Origin of the sequence: Arhodomonas aquaeolei DSM 8974 (assembly GCF_000374645.1) — a bacterium.
Classification (GTDB): Bacteria; Pseudomonadota; Gammaproteobacteria; order Nitrococcales; family Nitrococcaceae; genus Arhodomonas; species Arhodomonas aquaeolei.
In genome coordinates this window covers 1-19088 of the sequence record NZ_KB894806.1, presented here as the reverse complement: position 1 = coordinate 19088, position 19088 = coordinate 1, and the positions used below count along the sequence as shown (strand labels likewise).

Annotated in this window: 14 protein-coding genes and 1 pseudogene; 12 read left to right on the top strand and 3 right to left on the bottom strand. The window is 66.1% G+C overall.

From position 1 onward, the window contains the following. Window positions 1-657: 657 nt before the first annotated feature. From C516_RS0108795 to ubiB, 11 genes and pseudogenes are all read left to right on the top strand, one after another. Window positions 658-2829, top strand: coding sequence for a type I restriction-modification system subunit M (locus C516_RS0108795; RefSeq protein WP_018718005.1), 2172 nt, complete (start codon window positions 658-660; stop codon window positions 2827-2829). Next, window positions 2826-3837, top strand: a pseudogene (locus C516_RS21685) (virulence RhuM family protein). The gene C516_RS0108795 and the pseudogene C516_RS21685 overlap by 4 nt, the downstream one beginning before the upstream one ends. Continuing rightward, window positions 3834-5165: a restriction endonuclease subunit S gene (locus tag C516_RS19115; RefSeq protein ID WP_018718003.1), complete on the top strand. Its 1332-nt coding sequence runs from the start codon at window positions 3834-3836 to the stop codon at window positions 5163-5165. Before C516_RS21685 ends, C516_RS19115 begins: the two are co-directional and overlap by 4 nt. Window positions 5166-5168: 3 nt before the next feature. Continuing rightward, window positions 5169-5924, top strand: coding sequence for a DUF3800 domain-containing protein (locus C516_RS20800; protein WP_084594148.1), 756 nt, complete (start codon window positions 5169-5171; stop codon window positions 5922-5924). A 141-nt stretch (window positions 5925-6065) separates the two neighbouring features. Beyond that, the gene (locus tag C516_RS0108770; RefSeq protein WP_018718000.1) at window positions 6066-9098 is read left to right on the top strand and encodes a type I restriction endonuclease subunit R; all 3033 of its coding nucleotides are present in this window, start codon (window positions 6066-6068) and stop codon (window positions 9096-9098) included. A 325-nt stretch (window positions 9099-9423) separates the two neighbouring features. Beyond that, window positions 9424-9966, top strand: coding sequence for an ATP-dependent protease subunit HslV (hslV, locus tag C516_RS0108765; RefSeq protein ID WP_018717999.1), 543 nt, complete (start codon window positions 9424-9426; stop codon window positions 9964-9966). A gap of 16 nt (window positions 9967-9982) precedes the next feature. Continuing rightward, a complete protein-coding gene (gene hslU, locus C516_RS0108760; protein WP_018717998.1) occupies window positions 9983-11305 on the top strand; it encodes an ATP-dependent protease ATPase subunit HslU in 1323 nt (440 codons plus the stop codon). A gap of 179 nt (window positions 11306-11484) precedes the next feature. Then, window positions 11485-11880: a gamma-butyrobetaine hydroxylase family protein gene (locus C516_RS0108755; RefSeq protein WP_018717997.1), complete on the top strand. Its 396-nt coding sequence runs from the start codon at window positions 11485-11487 to the stop codon at window positions 11878-11880. Window positions 11881-11883: 3 nt separating this feature from the next. After that, complete coding sequence (gene ubiE / locus C516_RS0108750; RefSeq protein ID WP_018717996.1) at window positions 11884-12651, top strand: bifunctional demethylmenaquinone methyltransferase/2-methoxy-6-polyprenyl-1,4-benzoquinol methylase UbiE; 768 nt, start codon at window positions 11884-11886, stop codon at window positions 12649-12651. Between the two features lie 9 nt (window positions 12652-12660). Continuing rightward, window positions 12661-13296 carry a ubiquinone biosynthesis accessory factor UbiJ gene (locus C516_RS0108745; RefSeq protein WP_026321047.1) on the top strand — a complete coding sequence of 212 codons (636 nt, stop codon included), beginning with the start codon at window positions 12661-12663 and terminating at the stop codon, window positions 13294-13296. Beyond that, window positions 13293-14963, top strand: coding sequence for a ubiquinone biosynthesis regulatory protein kinase UbiB (gene ubiB, locus C516_RS0108740; protein WP_018717994.1), 1671 nt, complete (start codon window positions 13293-13295; stop codon window positions 14961-14963). Before C516_RS0108745 ends, ubiB begins: the two co-directional genes overlap by 4 nt. Before the next feature lie 33 nt (window positions 14964-14996). Here the strand turns inward: ubiB and C516_RS20480 are convergent, their stop codons facing one another. Together C516_RS20480 and C516_RS0108730 are read right to left on the bottom strand one after the other, a co-directional pair. Continuing rightward, entirely contained in the window at window positions 14997-15551 is a 555-nt protein-coding gene (locus C516_RS20480; RefSeq protein ID WP_018717993.1) for a cyclodeaminase/cyclohydrolase family protein, read from the bottom strand. Next, complete coding sequence (locus C516_RS0108730) at window positions 15551-17284, bottom strand: formate--tetrahydrofolate ligase (protein WP_018717992.1); 1734 nt, start codon at window positions 17282-17284, stop codon at window positions 15551-15553. Before C516_RS0108730 ends, C516_RS20480 begins: the two co-directional genes overlap by 1 nt. Before the next feature lie 308 nt (window positions 17285-17592). On the opposite strand from C516_RS0108730, the gene C516_RS0108725 reads away from it, so the two are divergent. After that, entirely contained in the window at window positions 17593-18642 is a 1050-nt protein-coding gene (locus C516_RS0108725; protein WP_018717991.1) for a GlxA family transcriptional regulator, read from the top strand. Window positions 18643-18783: 141 nt separating this feature from the next. Here C516_RS0108725 and C516_RS19105 read toward each other — a convergent pair. After that, a partial coding sequence (locus C516_RS19105; protein WP_040409408.1) for an IS110 family transposase occupies window positions 18784-19088 on the bottom strand: 305 nt, incomplete at its 5' end.

Genomic DNA, 19088 nt, shown 5'->3' with positions numbered 1-19088 from the left:
GTGCCGTGATCGCCCGCGTCTACGATGCAAACCATCACCCGGCAATTCCGATTGTGACAATGCATGGTGGCTCAACGACACTCCAGGGCCAACGTTACCCTGTTCACCGCAGTGGCGATGTCGCACACGGCCGACGTCCGGCTGCACACGCGGGTAGGTCGTGCGCCGCAGGCGTGCGACGTCTCGGCCGTTTCATGCGTGCCTGCGACCGGTTCAGCCGGACGGCGCGCCAGAAGAATTTGCTGACCCTCGCCCTGTTGGGACAGACAACGAAAGACACGGGACACCAGTGGCCCGGGTCGATATCTGCATGGCCATTCCAATGGCCTGCCTTGCCGGACCAGCAATGCACGCCCGACAATGACTGACGCCACGAGTCGTGGCGCATAGCATCGAGGCGAGCAAGCCGGGTCCCAGGATTACCAGCCGAGCCGAGGGTAAACCGCCGGGCAACACGTCGGACGTGCCGTATCCGGAACAAATACCGGCAAGGTTCGCGTGCGATTTGGCGGTGTCCGCCGTCCTGGCCGTTCCGTTGCAACTGCTAACAGGGAATAGGGCGCCGACGCCGGCCGCTATCAAAGGACCACTCTTCCCGCCCCGCTCCGGGCCCGAACCAACGAAGCGGGCCCCAGTAAAAGTGGACAAAGGGCGCAAATGTCGACCAGTACTGCCAACCTCATCAATTTCGTCTTCGAAATCGCGAACAAGCTCCGAGGCCCCTATCGCCCGCCCCAGTACCGCAAGGTAATGCTGCCGATGACGGTGCTGCGCCGGCTGGACTGCGTGCTCGCGCCAACCAAGGAGCAAGTGCTCGCGGAGTACAAAAAACTGCAGGCGCAGGGCCTGGAGGGCGAGGCGCTTCATCGGGTACTGGCAGGAAAGGCAAGCAAGGGCCGCAATTACCCCCTTTACAACATTAGCCCCTATACCTTTGAGAAGCTCCTTGCCGACCCGGAGAACATCGCCACGAACCTGACCAGCTACATCAACGGCTTCTCCGAGTCGGCGCGGGTCGTGTTCGAGGCCTTCGACTTTGAGTCGGAGATCGAGAAACTGGACAAGGCCAACCGCCTGTATCTCATCGTCAAGGCGTTCACCGACCCGAAGATCGACCTGCATCCGGATCGGATCAGCAACCACGACATGGGCTACGTGTTCGAGGAGCTGGTCCGCCGTTTCAATGAGCAGGCGAACGAGGAGGCGGGCGACCACTTCACCCCGCGCGAGGTGATCCGCCTGATGGCGCACCTGCTCTATACCCAGGACGAGGAGATCTATACTCCCGGCATCGCGCGCACGATCTATGATCCCACCGCGGGTACCGGCGGGATGCTCTCCGTTTCCGAGGAATACATCACCGAGCAGAATCCCCAGGCGCATCTTGAGCTGTTCGGCCAGGAGTACAACGAGGAATCGTGGGCCATCTGCCGTTCAGACCTGCTGATCAAGGACGAGCCCGTGGATAACATCGCCTTTGGCGACACCCTGGGGGATAGCGAAACGGGCGACGGCCACCCGGACAAGACCTTCCACTACATGCTCGCCAACCCACCCTTCGGCGTGGAGTGGAAGCCGGAGGAGGATTACGTCAAGAAGGAGCACCAGGCGCTGGGTTTCAACGGGCGTTTCGGCCCCGGCCTGCCGCGCATCAACGATGGCGCCACCCTGTTCCTGCTGCACATGATCAGCAAGATGAAGGCTGCGCCGGAACAGCGGGGAGAGGGCTCCAAGATCGCGGTCGTCTTCAACGGCTCCCCCCTGTTCAACGGTGAGCCCGGACCCAGCGAAAGCAACATCCGCCGCTGGATCATCGAAAACGACTGGCTGGACGCCATCATCGCCCTGCCGGACCAACTCTTCTACAACACCGGCATCTACACCTACATCTGGCTGGTCACCAACCGCAAGCCGGACCACCGCAAGGGCAAGGTGCAACTCGTCGACGGCACCCGCCACTACCGCAAGATGAGTAAGAGCCTGGGGGAGAAGCGCAACGAACTGGGCGACGAGCACATCGAGGAGCTCACCCGCCTTTACGGCGATTTCACCGACGGCGCCACTTGCACGGTTGGCCAGAATGGAGAGCGGGAAGAGCGCGTTTGCTCCAAGGTCTTCGACAACCGGGACTTCGGTTACCTGAAGCTCACCGTCGAACGCCCCCTGCGGCTCAATTTCCAGGCCAGCGCCGAGCGCATCGAGCGGCTCTGGCAGGAAACCGCCTTCATCAACCTGGCCAAGAGCAAGAAGCGCAAGGACCAGGCCGAGCACGACGCCGAGGTCCAGGCCGGCGAGGCCACCCAGCAGCGCATCATCGAGATCCTACAGGGCATGGATGACACCCTCTACACCGACCGGGCCGAGTTCGAAACCGTCCTGAAGGCGGCCTTCAAGGACGCTAATGAGAAGCTTCTCAAGCCGCTCAGGGAAGCCATTCTGAAGGCCCTGTCCGAGCGCGCCCCGGAAGCGGCCATCTGCCGCGATAAGGACGGCAACCCCGAGCCGGATACCGAGCTGCGCGATACCGAGATCGTCCCCCTGCCCGCGGATATCCCGCTGCCGCTGCCCATCGGCTATGACAAGGACGCCGACAACAGCACGCTGCTGGAACTGGTACGCGAGCACTGCGAGGACTACCTCGCCCGCGAGGTGCTGCCCTTCGTCGACGACGCCTGGATCGACCACGGCAAAACCAGGGTGGGCTACGAAATCCCCATCACCCGGCACTTCTACGTCTACGAGCCGCCCCGACCGCTGGAGGAGATCGAAAGCGATATCCAGGGGCTGGAAAAGGAGATCCTGGAGATGCTGAACAGGGTGACCGAATGAGCGCCGGGGAGCTCATCCTCTATCGAACGGAGGACGGTCGGGCGGAAATCCACCTCCGTCTAGAAGGGGATACCGCCTGGCTGACCCAGGCGGAGATGGCGGAGCTGTTCGACACCACGCCCCAGGCCATCACCCAGCACATCCGCACGATCTATGAGGAAGGCGAGCTGGGCCCCGAGGCAACTTGTAAGGATTCCTTACAAGTTCGCCAGGAAGGCGAGCGCCGGGTCCGGCGGCGCCTCAAGGCCTACAGCCTGCCCATGATCCTCGCCGTGGGCTACCGGGTGCGCTCGCCGCGCGGCACCCAGTTCCGCCAGTGGGCCACCGCCCACCTGGAGGAGTACCTGGTCAAGGGCTTCGCCATGAACGACGAGCGCCTGAAGGAGCCCGGCGGGTGGGACTACTTCGACGAGCTGCTGGCCCGCATCCGCGACATCCGCGCGTCGGAGAAGCGCTTCTACCAGAAAGTGCGCGACCTCTTCGCCCTCTCCAGCGACTACCGCTCCGACGACCAAGAGGCCAACCGATTCTTTGCTGAGGTTCAGAACAAACTCCTACGCCGTCACCGGCCACACCGCCGCCGAGATCGTGGTCAACCGCGCCGACCCCGGCGAGCCCAACATGGCCCTAACCAACTGGCAGGGCTCGCGGGTGCGCAAGCAGGATGTCACCACCGCCAAGAACTACCTCACCGCCGAGGAGGTGGACACCCTCAACCGCCTGGTGGCCATCTTCCTCGAGCAGGCCGAGCTACGCGTGCAGAACCACAACGACCTGACCCTGGACTACTGGCGCAACAACGTGGACCGGCTGTTGGAGTTTAACGAACGGCCGGTGCTGGAAGGGGCGGGCTCCATCAGCGCCAGGCAAGCGGAGCAGATCGCCCACGAGCGCTACGAGCAGTTCGACGCCCAGCGGCGGCAGGACGAGGCGGCGGAGGCCGATGAAGAAGACCTGAGGGAGCTGGAGGCGTGGGAGCAGGAAATAAAGCGGGGGAAGCCCCAGTGACAACGCAAGCGAATGGCACCGCAGCCGACATCCCGGCGGAAAACGCTTGGAAAGAACGGAAGCTCAAATTTCTCGCCGAGGTCCGCACCAGCAACGTCGACAAGCACATCGTTGACGGTGAGACCCCAGTCAGGCTTTGCAACTATACCGATGTCTACTACAACGAGCGCATTACCTCGGACCTGCCATTCATGCAGGCCACGGCGACAGAAAGCGAGATCCGGCGCTTTGGCCTGAAGGAGGGCCAGGTTCTATTAACCAAAGACAGCGAGAGCTGGGACGACATCGCTGTCCCCGCCTGTGTTGCGGAAACGATGCCCGACGTTGTCTGTGGTTACCACCTCGCGATCGTTGATCCCGATGATGACGAGGTAGATGGCCGGTTCCTGGCGTGGCTTGCGCAATCCCCTGTCCTGAACGATCAGTTTAAATTGGCGGCAAAGGGCGTTACGCGGTTCGGGCTTTCGCAATATGCACTCAGGAATGCTGTAGCGAAGATCCCTCCCCTTTCCTATCAGCAGAAAATCGCCGACTTCCTCGACCGCAAGACCGCCGAGATCGACACCCTGATCGCCAAAAAGCGTCGCCTGCTCGACCGGCTGGCCGAAAAGCGCACTGCCCTGATCACCCGCGCCGTCACCAAGGGGCTTAACCCTGACGCCCCCATGAAAGACAGCGGCATCGAGTGGCTGGGGGAGATTCCGGCGCATTGGGTGATTGTCCGGCTCCGGCATTTGACCGAGAAAATAGAACAGGGCTGGTCGCCTCAATGCCAAAACCGTCCAGCCAATATCGGTGAATGGGGTGTGCTCAAGGTCGGTTGCGTCAACGGGGACGCGTACGATGAGACCGAGAACAAGGCTCTGCCCGTCGAGCTTTCCCCAAAAGAACGGTACGAGATTCGCCAGGGAGATATTTTGATCAGCCGAGCCAATACGAGGGAATTGCTCGGAAGTGCGACCCTGGTGGACAAGACGCAAAGCAAAATTCTGCTGTGCGACAAGCTTTATCGGCTAGAGACCAGGGACAATATCGATAATGGCTTTCTTGTAAGAGTGCTGCGTTCAGTCCCATCCCGATTTCAGTATGAACGCGAAGGGACAGGGACAAGTGGGTCAATGCAAAATATCGGCCAGGATACGTTGAAAGACTTGACATTCGCATGTCCGCCAGCAGAAGAACAACGAGAAATAGATCAATGGCTGGGTTCTGCGGTGGTTCATTTTGATCAACTTCAGTCGCGAATCGAAAGCGCTGTTGGAAGGCTCGAAGAATACCGCTCCGCGCTGATTACTAACGCCGTCACCGGCCAGATCCAGGTGGCCTGAATCATGCCCGGTTTTAGTGATTTTATTGTCTATGTCGACGAGAGCGGCGACCATGGTTTGGCCAGCGTGGACCCCCATTATCCAGTTTTCGTTCTCGCGTTTTGCATTTTTAACAAACGGCACTATTCAGAAACCGTTGTCGAGAAGGTGCAAAAATTCAAATTCAAGCATTTTGGGCATGATCTGGCCATCCTCCATGAGCACGATATCCGCAAGGAAAGGGGAGAATTTTCTATTTTTAGCAACCGAGAACATAAAAACCAGTTTCTCGGTGAGCTTACGGATATTGTCGAGAGCAGTAACTTTGTGCTCGTTAGTTGCGTTATTGAAAAGAAAAGGCTTCGCGAAAGGTATGAATATCCCGCCAACCCCTACCATCTCGCGCTGGCGTTCGGGCTTGAGCGTATCTATCGCTTCTTAAAGGAAAAAAATCAGCACAATAAGATCACACATGTCGTGCTGGAACGCAGAGGCCAAAGGGAAGACGACGAGCTTGAGCTGGAATTCCGTCGGGTATGCGATGGAGCGAACTGGTTCAGGCAACCGCTTCCTTTTTCAGCGATATTCGCGGACAAAAAAACCAATTCAGCCGGTTTGCAACTTGCTGATCTGGTCGCCAGGCCCATCGGGTTGCGTGTGCTGCGTCCGGAGCAGGACAATCGTGCATTCCGCGTGCTTGAGGACAAGTTCTATTGCAGGGGTGGCCGCGATAATACCGGGAACGGTTACGACGGGTTGGGGCTGAAGAAGTTTCCATGAAAAATCAAGGGGCTGAAAAGCGAAAGGCCCCGGTGAGACTCACCGAGGCCGTATCGCCGACCGGGAACTCCCAGTCCATTTGCCGACATTATCGGCCTATATGAAGGCCGTTTCAAGTGCCTGAGGGCAGACGAGGCGACGATGCATCAGGAGACCTACTTCGAGCAGGCCATGGAACGGTCACTGACCGAGTACGGCGGCTATGAGCAGGGCGACCGCCAGGGCTTCGACCCGGCGCGCGGGCTCTTCCCTCACGAGGTGACCAGCTTTATCCAGGCCAGCCAGCCGCAGCGCTGGCAGTCCCTGGTAAAGCTCCACGGCGACCAGGCCGGTGAAGCGCTGCTGGGGGCGCTGGTGAAGGAACTGGCCTCGAAGAACGCCCTGCATGTGCTGCGTCACGGCTTCAAGTGCTTCGGCAAGACCTTCCGGCTGGCCTACTTCGCGCCCAACACGGACATGAACCCCGAGGCCGCCGCGGCCTACGGCCACAATCGCCTGCGCGTGACCCGGCAGGTGCATTTCAGCGAGACCCATCCCCACCAATCCCTGGACATGGTGCTGTCGGTAAACGGCCTGCCGGTGGTCACCCTGGAGCTGAAGAACCCCATGACCGGGCAGACGGCGGATGACGCCATCCACCAGTACCGCAACGACCGCGACCCGGACGAGCCGATCTTCCGCTTCAAGGAGCGGGCGCTGGTGCATTTCGCCGTGGACCCGGATCAGGCGTTCATGACCACGCGGCTGAACGGCGCCCAGACGACCTTCCTGCCCTTCAATCGCGGCCACGACTTCGGCGCCGGCAATCCGCCCGCCGAAGAGGGCGGCTACCGCACCAGCTACCTGTGGGAGCAGGTGCTCGCCCGCGACAGCCTGATGGACATCCTCGCTCGGTTCCTGCACCTGGAAGTGACGGAAAACAAGGTCACGACGAAGAAGGGGGTGAAACGCCACCGCAAGGAAGCGTTGATCTTCCCCCGATACCACCAGTTGGACGCGGTGCGGCAACTGGTGGCCAGCGCCCGGGCGCAGGGACCGGGCCACAACTACCTGGTGCAGCACTCCGCGGGCTCGGGCAAGTCCAATTCCATCGCCTGGCTCGCCCATCGCCTGGCCAGCCTGCACGACACCGACGACCACAAGGTATTCGACACCGTAGTGGTGGTTACCGACCGGCGAGTGCTGGACCAGCAGTTGCAGGACACCATCTACCAGTTCGAGCACAAGCAGGGAGTGGTGCAGAAGATCGACGAGAACACCCAGCAGCTCGCCCAGGCGCTGTCCTCCGGCGTGCCCATCATCATCTCCACCATCCAGAAGTTCCCCTTCATTACCCAGGCCATGGACACCCTGGCGAATAAGGGCGAGGAAGTGGAGCTGAGCACGGAAGGCAAGCGCTTCGCGGTGATCGTGGACGAGGCCCACAGCTCCCAGTCCGGCGAGACGGCCATGGAGCTGCGCAAGGTGCTCAACCGCGACGGCATCGAGTCGGCCATCGCGGAGGAGTTCCTGGACGTGGAGGAGGAGGATCTCTCCGAGGAGGCGCGCAAGAAGCTGTTCGAGGAGATGCTCAAGCGCCCCCGCCAGCCCAACATCAGCTTCTTCGCCTTCACCGCCACGCCCAAGTTCAAGACCCAGGCGGTGTTCAACGAGCCCGGCCCGGACGGCCAGCCGCCCTTTCACCTGTACTCCATGCGTCAGGCCATCGAGGAAGGCTTCATCATGGACGTGCTGGAGAACTACACCACCTACAAGACCTATTACGGGCTGATCAAATCCATCGACGATGATCCGGAAGTACCCAAGCGCAAGGCGGCCAGGGCCTTGGCGCGCTTCATGTCCCTGCACCCCCACAATATCGCCCAGAAAGTGGAGGTGATCGTCGAGCACTTCCGCCACAACACCCGCCACCGCATCGGCGGCCGGGCCAAGGCCATGGTGGTCACCGCCTCGCGCCTGCACGCCGTGCGCTACAAGCAGGCGTTCGACAAGTACATCCAGGACCACCGCATTACCGGCATCCGCTCCCTGGTGGCCTTCTCCGGCAGCGTCACCGACCCGGATTTTCCCGGGCAGTCGTACACGGAAGTGGGCATGAACGACGGTATCAAGGAAACCGAGCTGCCGGACCGGTTCGCCTCGGAGCACTATCAGGTGCTGCTGGTGGCGGAGAAATACCAGACCGGGTTCGACCAGCCACTGCTGCATACCATGTATGTGGACAGGCGCCTATCGGGAATCCAGGCCGTGCAGACCCTGTCCCGGCTGAACCGAACGGCGCCGGGTAAGGAGGACACCTTCGTGCTGGATTTCGCCAACGAGCCCGGTGAGATCTACGAGGCGTTCAAGCCCTATTACGAGGTTACGCCGCAGGGGAAACCCACCGATCCCCATCAGCTCTACGACTTGCAGCACCGGTTAGAGGAAGCCCAGGTGTTCGCCCCGGATGAGGTCAGCGCCTTCGCGGAGATCTGGTACAAGAACCGCAGCGAGCCCACGGCGGCCGACCACCAGAAGATCAATGCCATCCTCGACCAGGCGGTGACGCGCTACCAGGCCCTGGACGAAGACCACCAGGAGCAGTTCAAGGGCCAGCTCACCAGTTTCCGCAACCTGTATGCCTTCCTGGCACAGATCATCCCTTATCAGGACAGCAGCCTGGAGAAGCTCTACAGCTATGGCCGCTTCCTGCTGTCCAAGCTGCCACGCCGCGCTGACGACGCCGTTTTCGAGCTGGACGACGAGGTTTCCCTTCAGTATTACCGGCTACAGAAGATCAGCGAGGGGGCAATCGATCTGGGCGTAGGGGAACCGGAGCCCCTGTACGGCCCAAAGGAAGTGGGCACAGGCCGCGCCGAGGACGAAAACGTGGAGCTGTCCACGCTTATCAGGAGGCTGAACGAGCGCTTCGGCACGGAGTTCACGCCGGCCGATCAGCTGTTCTTCGACCAGATCGCAGAAAGTGCGGTCGAAAACGACACCCTGCGCGAAGCGGCGCAGGCGAACTCAATGGAAAATTTCGCATACGTGTTCAACAGGATGCTGGAAAGCCTGTTCATCGAGCGCATGGACGGCAACGAGGAAATTTTCGGGCGTTTGATGAATGACGACGACTTCCGGCAAGTCGCCCGAGAACATTTGTTACGCGAGGTGTACAGCAGGCTTCGCGAATAATATGGGCGCGAGGCCACCGCTCCCCTCCCCATGCCCCGGCACAGATCGCAGGCGCACATGAAACGGCTGGCGAGACGTCGCACGCCTTCGGCGCACGACCTACCCGGTCCGGCAGGCCGTGTGCGACATCGCCGCCGCGCTTGAGAACAGGGCAACGTTAGCCCGGGCCGTCATCGAGCCGGCACGCATTGCCACAATGAGAGTTGGTGCCACACCACCGTCGCCCTTGAAAGGCGTCGCGGTGCGCCCCACCGTTGTACAATCGCCGCGCCGGCGGCCCGGCGGGGCCGTCGCGCATCCATTCGAGGCAGTCCGGAGCACCAACGTGAGGCAATTCGACGGCACCACCATCCTCGCCGCCCGCCGGCAGGGCCGGGTCGCGCTCGGCGGCGACGGCCAGGTCACCCTCGGCGATACCGTGATGAAGGGCAACGCGCGCAAGGTGCGCCGGCTGTTCCACGAGCGTGTGATCGCGGGCTTCGCCGGCGGCACCGCGGACGCGTTCACACTGTTCGAGCGCTTCGAGGGCCAGCTCGAGAAGCACCGCGGCAACCTCACCCGCTCCGCCGTGGAGATGGCCAAGGACTGGCGCTCCGACCGCGCGCTGCGCCGGCTGGAGGCGCTGCTGCTGGTCGCCGACCGGGACACCACGCTGATGATCTCCGGCAACGGCGACGTGGTCGAGCCCGAGCGCGACCTCATCGCGATCGGCTCCGGCAGCGGCTTCGCGCAGTCCGCGGCCACCGCGCTGATGGACAACACGGAGCTCGGCGCCCGCGAGATCGTCGAGCGCTCGCTGCACATCGCCGCCGACATCTGCATCTACACCAATCACCACCTCACCATCGAAGAGCTGGGCGAGGAGTGACCGGAGCGGAACCGACATGTCCGACATGACCCCCAGAGAGATCGTCCAGGAGCTGGACAAGCACATCATCGGCCAGGCCGAGGCCAAGCGCGCCGTGGCCGTCGCGCTGCGCAACCGCTGGCGCCGCATGCAGGTGGACGAGGGGCTGCGCGCGGAGATCACCCCCAAGAACATCCTCATGATCGGCCCCACCGGCGTGGGCAAGACGGAGATCGCCCGGCGCCTCGCCCGCCTCGCGCGGGCGCCGTTCATCAAGGTGGAGGCGACCAAGTTCACCGAGGTGGGCTACGTCGGCCGCGACGTGGAGTCCATCGTCCGCGATCTGGTGGACAACGCCATCAAGATGACCCGCCAGGAGGCGATGGAGGGCGTGCGCGTCAAGGCCGCCGACGCCGCCGAGGACCGCATCCTCGACGCGCTGCTCCCCCGTGCCCGCGGCTGGGAGGACGACGAGGCCGGCAGCGGCACCCGGCAGAAGATGCGCAAGAAGCTGCGCGAGGGCGAGCTCGACGAGCGCGAGATCGAGATCGAGCTGCGCACCCAGGGCGGCGGCGTGGACATCATGGCGCCGCCGGGCATGGAGGAGATGACCAACCAGCTCCAGAGCCTGTTCCAGAACATGGGCGGCGAGCGCACCCGCACCCGCAAGCTCCCGATCCGCGAGGCACGGCCGCTGCTCGAGGAGGAGGAGGCCGCACGGCTGGTCAACGAGGAGGAGGTCAAGCAGCAGGCCCTGGAACGGGTCGAGCAGAACGGCATCGTCTTCCTCGACGAGATCGACAAGGTGGCCAAGCGCGCCGAGAGCGGCAGCGGCGGCGACGTCTCCCGCGAGGGCGTGCAGCGCGACCTGCTGCCCCTGGTGGAGGGCTCCACGGTCTCCACCAAGCACGGCATGGTGAACACCAACCACATCCTGTTCATCGCCTCCGGTGCGTTCCACGTCTCCAAGCCCTCCGACCTCATCCCGGAGCTCCAGGGTCGGCTGCCCATCCGCGTGGAGCTCGAGGCCCTGGCGGTGGAGGACTTCGTGAGCATCCTCACCGAGCCGGACGCCTCGCTGGTGCGCCAGTACGAGGCCCTGATGAGCACCGAGGGCGTGACCGTGCGCTTCGCCGAGGAGGGCGTCGCCCGCATCGCCGAGGTCGCCTGGGAGGTCAACGAACGCACCGAGAACATCGGCGCCCGGCGGCTGCACACGGTCATGGAGCGGCTGCTGGAGGCGATCTCCTACGAGGCCCCGGACCGCAGCGGCGAGACGGTGACCGTCGACGCCGCCTACGTGGACGAGCACCTGGGCGGCCTCGCCCGGGACGAGGACCTCAGCCGCTACATCCTCTGAGCGCGGCTGCGGGTCCCGCCCCTGGCACCGGGCCCGCGCCGCCGCGTTAGAATCCGGTACACGGACACCGGGCCCGGGCCATGGATGGCCCGGGCCGGACGTTTCCCGGTCGTGAATCACGACGCCGCCACGGCGGCATCCCATAGCCGGCCGCCCCCTGACGGCACCGCGAGGTCCCCATGCAGCACCCGCCACGTACCGACACCGGCCGCACGCCCACCGACATCCGCCTGCACCGGCGCTCGGCGGTGCTGGAGATCGCCTTCGACGACGGCTCGCGCTTCGAGCTGCCGGCGGAGTACCTCCGCGTGTACTCGCCGTCCGCGGAGGTGCGCGGACACGGCCCGGGCCAGGCGGTCCTGGTCACCGGCAAGGAGGACGTGGGCCTGACCGACGTCCAGCCGGTGGGCAACTATGCCCTGCGTCTGGTCTTCGATGACGGCCACGACTCTGGGTTATACTCGTTCGACCTGCTCTACGAGCTGGGCACCGGCCAGTCGCGCTACTGGCAGGACTATCTCGACGCGCTCGCCCATGCCGGGCACGCGCGCCGCACCAACCCGAACAAGGAGTAGGCCGTGGCGAGCGGCGACGAGCAGCAGGACAGCGGCACCACCCACTTCGGCTACCAGCAGGTCCCGCTGGCCGAGAAACGCCAGCGCGTCGGTGCCGTGTTCCAGTCCGTCGCGGAGCGCTACGACCTCATGAACGACCTCATGTCGTTCGGCCTGCACCGCATCTGGAAGCACCAGGCCATGGCCGCCACCCGCACCCGCCGCGGCCATCACGTCCTCGACCTCGCCGCCGGCACCGGCGATCTCAGCCTCGCGCTGTCCCGGCGGGTCGGCCGCGAGGGGCGGGTGGTGAGCTCCGACATCAACCCGGCGATGCTCGCCCGCGGCCGCGACCGGCTGATCGACGAGGGCGCGGTGGACAACATCGACTACGTCATCGCCGACGCTGAGCAGCTGCCCTTCCCGGACGCGAGCTTCGACCGCGTGACCATGGCCTTCGGGCTGCGCAACGTCACCCGCAAGGAGCGCGCCCTCGCCGCGATCCGGCGGGTCCTGCGCCCGGGCGGACACCTCATGGTGCTGGAATTCTCGCGGCTCTACATCACCGCGCTGCGTCCGCTCTACGACGCCTATTCCTTCGGCGTGCTGCCCGCCATGGGCCGGCTCGTCGCCCACGACGCGGAGAGCTACCGCTACCTCGCCGAGTCCATCCGCATGCACCCCGACCAGCAGACGCTGGCCGGGATGATGGAACAGGCGGGCTTCGAGGACTGCGAGTACACCAACCTCTCCGGCGGCGTCGTGGCCATTCACCGCGGCTACGTCTACTAGCCCGGCCCTATGACGGAAACCCCCGGCATGCTCGGCACCGGCCTGATGCGCGTCGTCGAGGGCGCGCTCAACCGGGTACTCACCCTCGACCCGGAGACGCACCGCCGGCTCGCACCGCTGGCCGGACGCACCCTCGCCGTGCGCCTGAGCGAGCCCACGGTGGCCGCACGGGTGCACTTCCTGGCCGACGGACTGCGCCTGGCACAGCCGGGCGAGGCGGAGACCGCCGACGCCGAGGTGGAGGCCACCCTGGCCGGGCTGGCGACGCTGGCGACCTCCCGCGGCCGGCGCAGCCGGGACGTGGTCTTCCGCGGCGACGTCGGCGTGATCCAGGAGGTCCGCGCCCTGTTCACCGAGCTCGACGTGGACTGGGAGGAACAGCTCTCGCGGATCACCGGTGACGTCATCGCTCACCAGGTCGGCCGCGGCGTGCGCGGTGGCCGCCGCTGGGGCGAGCGCACGGCGGCGGCGTTCGTCCAGGACGTGGGCGCCTACCTCACCGAGGAGCGCCGGCTGCTGCCCCCGGCGGCGGAGGCGGACGCCTTCATCCGCGACGTCGACCGCCTGCGCGCCGACACGGACCGCCTGGAGGCGCGCATCCGGCGGCTGGAGCGCCGCCGCGGCGGCGCGGGAGGCGAGCGGTGATCCTGCGTCCCGCGCTGCTGCTGCGCCTGATCTACATCAACCTCATCCTCATCAAGCACGGCCTGGACGAGGTCATCCTCGCCACCCACCTATTCCGGCCGCTGCGTTTCCTCGGGCTGTTCATGCCCTGGCGCTGGTTCCGGCGCTACCGCCAGTCCCGCGGCGAGCGCATCCGCTGCGCCCTGGAGGACCTCGGCCCGATCTTCGTGAAGTTCGGCCAGATCCTCTCGACCCGGCGCGACCTCGTTCCCCCGGATATCGCCACCGAGCTCGCCCGGCTGCAGGACCGGGTGCCGCCGTTCCCCGGCGAGCGCGCCCGGGCCCTGGTCGAGGCGGAACTCGGCCAGCCGCTGGAAGCGATGTTCGCGCGCTTCGAGGAGCAGCCACTGGCCTCCGCCTCCATCGCCCAGGTGCATGGCGCGGTGCTTCACGACGGGCGCGAGGTGGTGGTCAAGGTGGTGCGCCCGGGCATCCAGCGCACCATCGACGGCGACCTGCAGCTACTCTACACCATCGCCCGGCTGGCCCACCGCTACTGGCGCGAGGCCTTCCGGCTGCGCCCGGTGGAGGTGGTGCGCGAGTTCGACAAGACCATCCACGACGAGCTCGACCTGATGCGCGAAGCGGCCAACGCCTCGCAGCTGCGGCGCAACTTCGAGGGCTCGGATCTCCTCTACGTGCCCGAGGTCTACTGGCCCGGCACCCGCACCCGGGTGATGGTCATGGAGCGCATCCACGGCATCCCCATCAGCCACGTGGAGACCCTGCGCGAACGCGGCGTGAATATGCAGGCGCTGGCAGAGCGCGGCGTGGAGATCTTCTTCACCCAGGTCTTCCGCGACAGCTTCTTCCACGCCGACATGCACCCGGGCAACATCTTCGTCGACCCGGACGAGCCGGATACGCCGCGCTACATCGCCGTGGACTTCGGCATCATCGGCACCCTCGGCCCGCGGGACCACCGCTACCTCGCGGAAAACTTCCTCGCCTTCTTCAACCGCGACTACCGCCGTGTCGCCGAGCTGCACGTGGAGTCGGGATGGGTGCCGGCGGACACTCGGGTGGACGAGTTCGAGGCCGCCATGCGCGTGGTCTGCGAGCCGATCTTCGAGCGCCCGCTGGGCGAGATCTCCTTCGGCGCGCTGCTGCTGCGGCTGTTCCAGACCGGGCGACGGTTCAACATGGAGGTCCAGCCCCAGCTGGTGCTGCTGCAGAAGACGCTGCTCGCCATCGAGGGGCTGGGACGCGACCTCTACCCCGACCTGGACCTCTGGCGCACCGCCAAGCCCTACATGGAGCAGTGGATGCGCGAGCAGCTCGGCGCCCGTGCGCTCATCCGCAACCTGCGCACCGAGCTGCCCAAGTGGGGCGAGTACCTGCCGCGTCTGCCCGGTCGGCTCGACGCCGCCCTCTCCGAGGCCGAGCAGCTGCGCGAGCGCGTCGCCGAACAGGAGCGCACCCTGGAGGGCCTGCGCGAAGACGTGCGCCGCAACGGCCGGCGCAACTTCGCCGCGGTGATCGGCGCGAGCCTCGTGCTCTCGGCGTTCATCATCGCCGGGCTGGACGGCTACACGCCGGTAATGGTCGCTGCGGGCACGCCGCTCGCCAGCCTGGTGCTCGGCGCCCTGGGCGGGCTGTTCTGGCTGAGCGCCTGGCCGCGACGCTAGCCCGGCGGGCTCAGGCAGACCTCCCGTGGCCGCTCACGGCGGCAGTGCCGCGACCAGCGCCTCGGTGCGCGCGGCAAGGCCGTCGTCCCGGTCACCGTCCAGGTTCTCGTCGATGAGCGCCGCCGCGGCCCGCCCGGCCCCGGCGGCCAGCGCCACCGCCGCGCGGGCGTCGCCCACCAGCCGCGGATTGCCCTCACGGACCAGCCGGTCGCCCATGCGGCACAGGCGCAACGCCGTCTCCAGTACCTCCAGCGGCACCTCGCAGGCCGCCTCCAGGGCGTCCTCCAGCGCCCCGGCATCGCCCCAGCGGCTGGCCTTCAGCACCGGGGCGAAGGACTCCGCATCGACGTCCATAAGCACCAGCGCGCGCTCGCGGATCGCGTCCGCCTCCCCCGCCAGTGCCGCGGCGTCGGCCATGCGCGTGTCCGCAAAGCGTGCGGCCATCGCCGCCAGCGCCGCCGCGGTGGCCAGCGACAGGCCCGCACCCGCGCCGCCCGACGGGGCGGAGCGGCGCGCGGCGAGCGCCTCCAGGAAGCCCGCGATGCCGGCCTGCGGGGCGCCGTCCAGCGCATCCACCCGGGCGGCCATCAGAACAGCCCCGTGATTTCGCCGTTCTCGTCCACATCGATGTGGGCGGCGGCGGGGTCGGCACCGAGGCCGGGCATGGTCCGGATGTCGCCGCACAGCGCGTAGACGAACCCGGCACCCGCGGACAGCCGGACCTCGCGCACGGGAAGCGTCCAGCCCGTGGGCGCGCCCCGAAGACTGGCGTCCGCGGACAGCGAGAGGTGGGTCTTGGCGACGCACACCGGCAGCTCGCCGTAGCCCTGGCGCTGATAGGTGTCGATCTGGCGCCGGGCATCGGCGCTGAACGACACGTCGTCGGCCCCGTAGATGCGCGTGGCGATCCGCTCGATCTTGGCGTCCAGGGCCATGTCGTCCGGGTATAGGAACTCGAAGTCACCGCCCGCCTCGGCGGCCTCGGCCACCGCCTCCGCGAGCTCGGCGGCGCCGGCGCCGCCGTCGCGCACGTGGGTGCACACCGCCGCCCGTGCCCCGGCCGCCTCGGCGATCTCGCGGATGGCCTGATGCTCGCTGTCATAGTCCGAGGGGAACGCGTTGATCGCCACCACCGGCGTCACCCCGTGGGCGCGGATGTTGTCGATCTGCTTGGTGAGGTTGGCGGCGCCAGCGTGCACGTCCTCCGGGCTCTCCGCCTTCATGCCCTCGGGCAGCGGCCGGCCCGGGACCACGCGATAGCGTCCGGAATGAAACTTCAGCCCGCGCACGGTGGCGACGAGCACCGCGGCGTCCGGGGTCAACCCGGAGGCGCGGCACTTGATGTTGAAGAACCGCTCCGCCCCCATGTCGGCACCGAAGCCGGCCTCGGTGACCAGGAAGTCGCCGCCGTGGATGCCGATGTTGTCGGCGACGATGGAGGAGTTACCGTGGGCGATGTTGCCGAAAGGCCCGGTGTGGATCAGCGCCGGGGTGTGCTCCAGGGTCTGCAGCAGGTTCGGCTTGATCGCCTCCTTGAGCAGGGCGGTCATCGCCCCGGCGGCACCGATGTCCTCGGCGGTGACCGGCTCGCCGTCGCGGTTCTCGCCGACCACCATGCGCCCAAGACGCCGGCGCAGGTCGGTAACCGAGTCGGCGAGGGCGAGCACCGCCATGACCTCCGAGGCCGCGGTGATCTCGAAGCCCGCCTGGCGGGGCACCCCGTCGGCCCGCGGACCGAGGCCGATGACGGTGCTGCGCAGGGCGCGGTCGTTGATGTCCACCACCCGCTGCCAGCGCACGCGCTGCGGGTCGAGGTCCACCCCGCGGCCGTGGTGGAGGTGGTTGTCGATCATCGCCGCGAGCAGGTTGTGGGCGGCGGTGACCGCATGGATGTCGCCGGTGAGGTGGAGGTTGATCCGCTCCATCGGCACCACCTGGCTGTAGCCGCCGCCGGCGGCCCCGCCCTTGATCCCGAGGGTCGGCCCCATGGAGGGCTGGCGGATCGCAACGGTGGCGGTACGCCCGACGTGGTGCAGCCCCTGGGCGAGGCCGATGGAGGTGGTGGTCTTACCCTCGCCGAGGGGCGTGGGCGTGATCGCCGAGACCACCACGTAACGCCCCCGGGGCCGGTCCGCCACCGCGCGGACGGCGTCGAGATCCAGCTTGGCGATGCCCCGGCCGTAGGGCTCGACACTGGCGCCCGGCACGCCCATGCGCCCGGCGATCTCCTCGATCGGCCAGAGCCGGGCCTCCCGGGCGATCTCGAGGTTACCCGCCACCGGCCGGGACGCCCCGGTTATTTCCTGCGCGTTGCTCGCCATGGCCGCTCCTCCGTCGTTCATCGGTTTCGAGGACGTTGACGGTGTGATTATCGGCGGCACGGGGCCCGCGGGTTTGCTCACCGGCGCCGGTCACCATGGTCCTAGCGACACCGCCCCGATTGGGCTAAGTTTCTGTCAGGAGGCGGTTTTATGAGGGGGCGGCAACGCCTTTCCCGGAGGCGTCACCGGTAAACGCCGCCGCCGGGTAAATGGGCGGCGCAGACACGCAAGCCGGGAGGGGAGCGCGGCGCGTTTACTTATTGTCCACCGAATAACATGATCCATCAGGCCTTAGGAGGAGGGGTCTCATGGCAGCGCTATCCGGCTCACCGCGAGAGCACCTGGATGTCGGCTTCGTGCTCGTGCCGGGCTACTCCCAGCTCGCCTTTTCCTCGGCCCTGGAGCCGTTCCGCATGGCCAACCAGCTCGCGGACCGGCGCCTCTACACCTGGCACCTCATGAGCGTGGACGGTGCACCGGTGAGCGCCAGCAGCGGCCTGGAGACCCGCGTTGAGTGCGCCCTCGAGGAGCCTCTGCCCCTCGACATGGTGGTTGTCTGCGCCGGCGTGGACGTGCAGAGCCACTGCGACCGCGAGACCCTGACGTGGCTGCGCCGTATGGCCGGCCGCCAGGTTCCGCTGGCCGCGGTGTGCACCGGTGGCTACGTGCTCGCCCGCGCCGGGGTGCTCAACGGCTACCGCTGCACCCTGCACTGGGAACACATCTCCAGCATCCACGAGGCGCTGATGTTCCCGGAGGTGACTTTCACCTCCCAGCTGTTCGTCATCGACCGTGACCGCTACACCTGCTCCGGCGGTGTCGCCCCGCTGGACATGATGCTCACCCTGGTCGGACGCCAGCAGGGCCCGGAGCTCGCCGAGGCCATCGCCGAGGAATTCCTCCACGAGCGCATCCGCGACGTGGACGACCGCCAGCGCGCGCCGCTGCGGGTGCGCCTCGGTCACAGCCAGCCCAAGCTCGAGGAGGTCGTCACGCTCATGGAGGCGAACCTCCACGAACCGCTGTCGCTGGACGAGCTCGCCGGCCACGCACGGCTGTCCCGGCGCCAGCTCGAACGGCTGTTCCAGCGCTACGTGGGCTGCCCGCCGGCGCGCTACTACATGGACCTGCGCCTGACCCGGGCACGGCAGCTACTGCAGCAGACCCACATGCCCATCACCGACGTCGCCCTGGCCTGCGGCTTCGTCTCGCCGCCCCACTTCACCAAGTGCTACCACGACCACTTCGGCCATTCGCCGAGCCACGAACGCCAGCGCCGCTACGAGCGCCTCGCGGGCAGCCCCGGTAACAGCAGCCGGCCCAATCCGCCGCTCGATGCCGCGGCGAGCGGCGGGTAGCCGGCGGCGGAGTCCGGAAAACCGGAGACGTCGGCTGCCTCGAGCAGCCGACCTACGGCCATTATCAATGGGTATCGGCTTTGCCACCGGCCAATCCCTTACGGAATGCCTGTAGGGTAGACCGGTGTTGTAGATACCGTCTTACCCCTGTGCTTGCAAGGGGATGTTGGGATCGAAGGATTGGCCGGACTTGAGCACGCCGTGGATGAGGTGGAGGAGCTTTCTGGCGGCGGCGCACACGAGGGATTTACCTCTTACGCCACGCTGTTTGAGCCGCTCGACATAGGCGCGGATCACGGGGTTGTGTTTCATCGCGCACAGGGTGGGGAAGTACAGCGCCTTGCGCAGGGCGGCGTCGCCGCATTTGGAGATCCGGCGCGGGGCACGCACGCTGGTGCCTGACTCGTAGGGCCTGGGGTCGAGCCCGGCGAAGGCGACGAGCGACT